Here is a 6671-nt window from a genome sequence, read left to right as displayed (position 1 = left end):
TATGGGCGATGAACAGCTTAAATCATCGTCCCAGAAAATGTCTCGGCTTCAAAACGCCGCACCAAGTATTTATGAAGCAGTTACAATCGCATCAACATGTGGTTGCACTTCGAAATTGAATCCGCCAATCATTAAAATCATTAAAATAATAAACTAGCCCTATTGATTTCAGCGGCGCCTGTTTTTTAAATGGGTGCCGATTTCATTTTTGCGCCACTAGTTTCAACTGCGAATCATTGTCTAGTTGGCCCACTGGGTTTTTGCATCAACCGGGAACAGTCGTGCACGAACATCCCTGCAGGCCGCCGGATGTTTGTAATGCGACTTTTTTTAAGCAGATAAAGTAGCGAGTGCTTTTTGCAATTCTTGCTTTAGGTCAGCATTAGTCAATTCACCTGTACTTAGGTCAAAATTGCTATGGAATGACGGAATTGACAAGCTCGCCTTCACTATAGCGCCAAAATATGGCAATGAGGTCGTTGCAGCTTGTAATACAGATTTGGCGCCGCCAGGTCCAGGTGATGTCGCCAGTGCAATGACTGGTTTTCCGTTGAAAACTTTTTGTTGTACGCGTGACGACCAGTCAAATAAACTTTTATACGCTGCCGTGTAAGAACCATTGTGCTCCGCAAAAGAAATCAGAAGCGCATCCGCCGCGTTAATTTTGTCTAAAAAGTCTTTTGCTTGTTGTGGGTGACCGTGCTCAACTTCGTGATCCTGACTGTAAATCGGCGCAGCAAAATCGTTTAGATCGAGAATCTCAATTTCCGCGTCTGGTATCAAACTTGCGGCGTGGCTCACCAATTTCTTATTAATCGATTGACGGCTGTTGGAAGCTGCAAAAGCAACGATTTTCATGACATATCCCTATTTGAAGATTGGTTATGAGTAAGCTATGACAATTATTTATCAAAATTATTTGTCAAAATTATTTTTTAATTGCTAATCATAACTTTCAAATATGGCCTGAATGAGAATAGCCTTGGAACTTATAGGTCTTTTGGGCGTTGTGCAGATACGTTCAACCCTTCGTCCATTAATCCATTAATTTAAGTCATTAATGCCGAAGTGAGGGAGCGTAATTCTTCGTCGGATTCTTCCAGGATGCTATTGAGGGTGCCGTCGCCGACCACAAAATCAATTTCTGAACTAAAGCGTTCTGATTCTGAGTAGGAATTGAAGTCAAATGGCGAAAAGGTACTCGCTAGCTCATTCGCAAGCAAAATTGTATCGCCTAAGGTTTCTGGCGGCATAGCACGTAAGCCAAACCATAAGCCTTCCAAGGCTTCCGTTACTGCGGCCGGTAAATGTAAATTTTTGATAACAGCACGACCAATAATCGCTTCACTAGATTCCACATCGATAACCGTGTCGGCGAAGTCGGGTAACTTATCATCAATGTCTGAAAATCCTTCTGGCTGCAGTAAAGCAGGAAACTCCTCAGCACGCGATAACAGGTAAAAATTTCCCACTTCATGCACGATGCCTGCAAACATGGCCGTGTCAGCATCGAGTTTTGTGATGCGGCGGGCAACAACTTGTGAAAGTGCGGCAACTTGCGCTGTGTGCTCCCACAATTTATTCGTCATTGAGCGAATCGTATGGTCTTTACTTGTGCCTGCTAGTTGCCGCACGATGACTGATGCGACAATCGTTCGCAATGAGCGAAAACCTAAGCGATTAATGGCTGCTTTGACATTAGTTACGTCATTTCCACGGTTAAAGGCTGCAGAGTTGGCAATCGCGACCACGCGTGCTGCTAACAAGGGCTCATTCATAATGAGTTTTGTCGCAATATCGACCGCGCAATCCGGATTATCGAGTGCTTGTTGAATTTTTAGTGAGGCAGAAACGTTGGTAGGGAATACCAAGTCCCCTCGATTTGCCTGTTCAACTATGCTTTTGAGCGCTTTAGATCTGTTCATCGCAGAGGTCAGTCATAGGGTTGAGTATCGAATAGGTTTGTGCATCGATCAGGTTCAGATAAATCAAAAAAATCCTTTTTCGAGGAAGCTAAATGATTTCTTTCATGGCAGGCAGCTCGAAAATGGAATTTAGTGCGATTTTCCAAAAAGAAACATACCCGTTGCATTTTGCTCGACTTAATTGCTAAGGTCAATCAAGCATCTCAATAATTTGTTGCCAGTTCTTATTTTGCGGCCTGTTGTTGGGCAATCCATTTCAACATTTTAGCCTCAAGTAAAGATAATGGAAGGGTTCCGTCACTCAGAATTGCATCATGAAAGTGACGCAGATCAAATTTGCTTCCTAATGCTGCCTCTGACTTGTGGCGTAATTCCAAAATTTTTAAGGCGCCAATTTTGTATCCAAGTGCTTGTCCTGGCCAAGCCATGTAGCGTTCTATGCATTGGCGCGAAGATACCTCACTATAACCTAAGGTTTCTTGTAAATATTGAATTCCCTGTTCACGAGTCCAGCCCTTTGCATGCATTCCGGTATCCACAACTAAGCGTGTCGCTCTCAGCATTTCATCGCTCAAGTGGCCGTAATAGGCGCTTGGATTATTTTGGTACAGATCCATGTCTGTTCCTAAAGTTTCTGCGTACAGAGCCCAACCCTCGGTATAGGCATTGTTACCACCAACTTTGCGGAATTTAGGAACGTCTAGCTCCTGCAGCGTCGCCAAATGGAAATGATGTCCAGGTTGCCCCTCGTGTAGAAACAGGGTTGTCATCCCGGTTGTCGCATAATCGGCTGGATTGTTGATCACTGCCCAGAAAACGCCGGGACGTGAGCCATCAATTGCTGGTGCTGAATAATGGTCAGATGCAGTCTGGCGGCTGATTTCAGGTTCCGGGCGTATATCTAGCGGTGCTTTTGGGATGCGACCAAATAATTCGGGTAATTTTTGTCGGACTTGCGCATCAATCGCGCGATACCCATCCAGAACTTCTTTTTCCGTTTTAAAAGGGCGATATTGGGTTTGTTGCTCCATCCAGGTCGGCAGTCCTTTTGCTTCACCGTTATAACCGAGGCGCGGGCCAAGAGTGATGTATTCGCTTTGTATGCGCGCGACCTCTTTGAGTCCAATCGCATGAATTTGTTCTGGAGTCAGGTGTGTAGTCGTCTGATCGGCAACCCATGCCTGGTACCATTGTGTGCCATTTGGAAGGGCACTCCAGCCAGTCGTTGTGCGGCTGGCAGGCAAATATTCCTGATTAAGAAATTGATCAAATTGGCGCAGGGAGGGCAGTGTCATCAGATTGATAACGTCTCTATAGGCTTTAGTTAAGCGCGCTTTGTCGCGTTCTGAGAAATCTTTAGGGAAATTTTTGATTGGAAGGAAGTAGGCCTGATCTTCCGCTTTACTTGCTAATAATTGTTTATATTGAGGCAAGGTTGAAACGACCAATGCTTTCGGTAATACGATGCCACGCCGGATGCCGAGGCGCATATTGATCGTTGCTTGTTTTAACCATGCCGGCAGTTGCTTGAGTCGATTTAAGTACGCTTCGTAGTTCGCCACAGTGGTCAAAGCCTGTGCACTTTGACCACTGGCAAATTGGGCGAGTGCGACGGGAATACTGTCCATTTGATTAATGGGCATCAGGATGTCATCAAATTTTGCCATATTGAGGGCCGCATCAACTTCATATTTAAGGCAGTCGTAAGTGACTTGATCGTTGGCATTCAACTGATCACGATGAATTTGATTTAGTAATTTTGCAATATGTTGTAATACAAAAGTGTGTTTGGCTTTGATCGCTGGGTTAAGCGTTTGTGGCAAGCGATCATCATAACGATTGTCGCCATTGTACGTAGACGAGATTGGCTCGAATAGTGCTTGCTGATCGTAATAGTAGTCCGCAAGCTTTTGCAGGCGATCGCCATCCGCTTGAGAGCGGGACTGAGTGGCGACATTGCTTGGGGTTTCAGGCGCGCCCGCTGCCGCGAAACTATTGCCGACCAAGCCTGCATTCAGCAAAACTGCAATCAACAAGGGGTTAAAAAAAGTCAGCGCTGGGCGAATACCGTGAATTTTATTCATACTTATTCCAAAAAATGATGCCCAATAACGATGCCCAATGGGCACCTCTAGGTGAAAAGGGTTGCGCTATTTTACGCGAGCTGATCCATTAAGTATCACCAGTCATGCTCGTATGACACAGTTTATTCAGATCTAGGCATCGTAGGTCGGGCATAAATGGCGCAATCCATGAAATTCAGGATTTTGTTCATGTAAAATCATGGTGATGACGACAAAATAGGAAATGTATGAAGCTTGCAACTCTTAAAGATGGTTCGCGTGATGGTCAATTAATCGTTGTTTCCCGTGATTTAAAGACAGCTTGCATTGCCAACGGCATTGCGCCTAGTTTGCAGCGGGCATTGGATGACTGGAATTTTATTGCGCCGCAATTAGACGAATTATATGTTCGGCTAAACACCGGGCGCGCAGTGAATAGCTTTGATTTTGTTGCTCAAAATTGTATGGCACCGTTGCCGAGAGCGTACCAATGGGCAGACGGCTCGTCTTACGTGAACCATGTTGAGCTGGTGCGTAAAGCGCGGAATGCGGAGATGCCCGAGAGTTTTTGGCATGATCCCTTGATGTATCAGGGTGGTAGTGATGATTTCATCGGTCCATGCGATGACATTGTGCTTGCATCAGAAGATTGGGGCATCGATTTTGAGAGCGAACTTGCGGTGATTACCGGCGATGTTCCCATGGGCGTGAAGGTGCAGTATGCCGGGGAGCATATCCGACTTCTCATGCTGGTGAACGACGTTTCGCTGCGCAACTTGATTCCTTCAGAGTTGGCGAAAGGTTTTGGCTTCTTTCAATCAAAGCCTGCATCGAGTTTCTCACCAGTTGCAGTGACCCCGGACGAACTGGGTGAATTCTGGCGAGATGGCAAAGTCCATTTGCCCTTGCGTTCGACATGGAATGGAAATCTGGTGGGACAACCGAATGCTGGCGTCGACATGGTTTTTTCATTCGCGCAATTGATTACTCATTTGTGCAAAACCCGCAATGCCCGCGCAGGAACCATCATTGGATCCGGTACCGTATCGAATAAAGGTGCGGCGAAAGGTTATAGCTGCATCGCTGAGAAACGCGCATTGGAGATGATCGCCACCGGTGAGGCAGCAACACCCTTTATGCAATTTGGCGATAGCATCAAAATTGAGATGTTAGACAAAAATGGTAAGTCGATTTTTGGCGCAATTGAGCAGAGCGTTGTTGAACCTGAATCTAAATAAATGAACACTCGATAAGGCTCGTTGGCGAGGTCGTATTTTTCAGGTGATGATCATGTGCAATGCTGCAATGCTGCAATGCTGCAATGTTGCATTGTTGTAGCGTTGAAGGTCAATTGTTTCAACTATGGAGATTAGATGTCTAAGTTCCAAACTGTCTTATTCTTAGCGTTGGCTGTTGCGAGCACCCAGGCAGCGGCGCAAATTAAAGTAGGTGTCGATTTATCGATGACGGGGCCGGCGGCTGCAATTGGTGCTGCATCTAAAAAAGCGATTTTGCTGTGGCCCAAAGAAATTGCAGGCCAATCAGTGGAATACATTATTTTGGATGACGCCAGTGACCCCGGAAATGCCGTGCGTAACGCCCGAAAGTTGATCACCGAAGACAAAGTTGATGTGCTCGTTGGCCCCAATTTAACGTCGGCTGCATTGGCCATGCTTGATAGTGTGGCCGATAGTGCGACGCCAATGATTACGCTTGCTGCGGCTGTCTCTATCGTTTCACCGATGGATGAAAAACGAAAATGGGTCTTTAAAATGCCGCAGAATGACACCCATATGGCGACTATATTGACCCAGAATATGGCTGATCGTGGTGTCAAGCGGGTTGCCTTTATTGGTTTTTCTGATGCCTATGGAGAGGGTTGGTGGAATGAGTTTTCCAAATTGGCTGAGATCCGGACAATAAAAATTGTCGCCAACGAGCGTTATGCACGAACAGATGCCAGCGTTACGGGGCAAGTCTTGAAACTGATGTCAGCGCAACCGGATGCGATTTTAATTGCTGGCGCTGGTACACCCGCCGTTTTGCCCCAAAAAACACTCGTAGAACGTGGGTATAAAGGTCAGATTTATCAGACCCACGGCATTGCAAGTGCAGAGTTTTTGAAGCTTGGTGGTAAGGACATTGAAGGGACATTGTTCCCGACCGGTCCGGCAGTCGTCGCCACGCAATTGCCTTTGAATAATCCAGTAAGAAAAGTGGCTGTTGAATTTTCTCAGAAATATCAGGCTGTTTATGTTGATGAACGTGGCATGAATGGGGTCACGCAATTTGCTGCTGACGCTTGGGGCGCCTATCTGCTGGTTGCGCACGCTATTCCCGATGCATTAAAAGTAGCGCGGCCAGGTACGAAGGCTTTTCGAGTTGCGTTACGAACCAGTCTTGAAAATACCCATGACTTAGTCATTCCCCAAGGGGTGGTAAGCATGAGTACAACCGATCATGTCGGACTTGATCAGCGTTCGCGTGTCATGGCAAAAATACAGGGGGGGAAATTTGTTTATGCGTATGGCGGTTAGTTACTAACGATCTGAGATTGATCGTCCGAGGTAAGATGATAGGTAAGAACACACCCGCTGATTGACACAAGGGCTTGCTTACACAAAGACAGGTTGAGACAAATTATGGTTACGAAAAGGGTGTGCATGATGACCGTCTGCACACC

Annotated in this window: 5 protein-coding genes and 1 pseudogene; 3 read left to right on the top strand and 3 right to left on the bottom strand. The window is 46.1% G+C overall.

What is annotated here, in order from left to right; translation table 11 throughout:
• Positions 1–119: pseudogene (locus ACO0K1_RS09335) on the top strand (IS30 family transposase); the annotation flags it as partial.
• A gap of 211 nt (positions 120–330) precedes the next feature.
• Here ACO0K1_RS09335 and ACO0K1_RS09330 read toward each other — a convergent pair.
• The 3 genes from ACO0K1_RS09330 to ACO0K1_RS09320 all read right to left on the bottom strand — a co-directional run bounded on the left by ACO0K1_RS09330 (position 331) and on the right by ACO0K1_RS09320 (position 4009).
• Complete coding sequence (locus tag ACO0K1_RS09330) at positions 331–858, bottom strand: NADPH-dependent FMN reductase (RefSeq protein WP_423024968.1); 528 nt, start codon at positions 856–858, stop codon at positions 331–333.
• Between the two features lie 191 nt (positions 859–1049).
• Positions 1050–1925, bottom strand: a complete 876-nt coding sequence (locus tag ACO0K1_RS09325; protein WP_423024966.1) for an HDOD domain-containing protein — start codon at positions 1923–1925, stop codon at positions 1050–1052.
• A 224-nt stretch (positions 1926–2149) separates the two neighbouring features.
• Positions 2150–4009: a DUF885 domain-containing protein gene (locus ACO0K1_RS09320; RefSeq protein WP_423024964.1), complete on the bottom strand. Its 1860-nt coding sequence runs from the start codon at positions 4007–4009 to the stop codon at positions 2150–2152.
• A gap of 227 nt (positions 4010–4236) precedes the next feature.
• Between ACO0K1_RS09320 and ACO0K1_RS09315 the strand changes: the two genes are divergently transcribed.
• Together ACO0K1_RS09315 and ACO0K1_RS09310 are read left to right on the top strand one after the other, a co-directional pair.
• The gene (locus tag ACO0K1_RS09315; protein ID WP_423024962.1) at positions 4237–5226 is read left to right on the top strand and encodes a fumarylacetoacetate hydrolase family protein; all 990 of its coding nucleotides are present in this window, start codon (positions 4237–4239) and stop codon (positions 5224–5226) included.
• Positions 5227–5361: 135 nt separating this feature from the next.
• The gene (locus ACO0K1_RS09310) at positions 5362–6525 is read left to right on the top strand and encodes an ABC transporter substrate-binding protein (RefSeq protein ID WP_423024960.1); all 1164 of its coding nucleotides are present in this window, start codon (positions 5362–5364) and stop codon (positions 6523–6525) included.
• Positions 6526–6671: the final 146 nt, after the last annotated feature.

The sequence above is a fragment of the Undibacterium sp. SXout20W genome, assembly GCF_049340285.1.
GTDB lineage: Bacteria > Pseudomonadota > Gammaproteobacteria > Burkholderiales > Burkholderiaceae_D > Undibacterium.
This window is presented reverse-complemented; position numbering and strand designations above follow the sequence as displayed.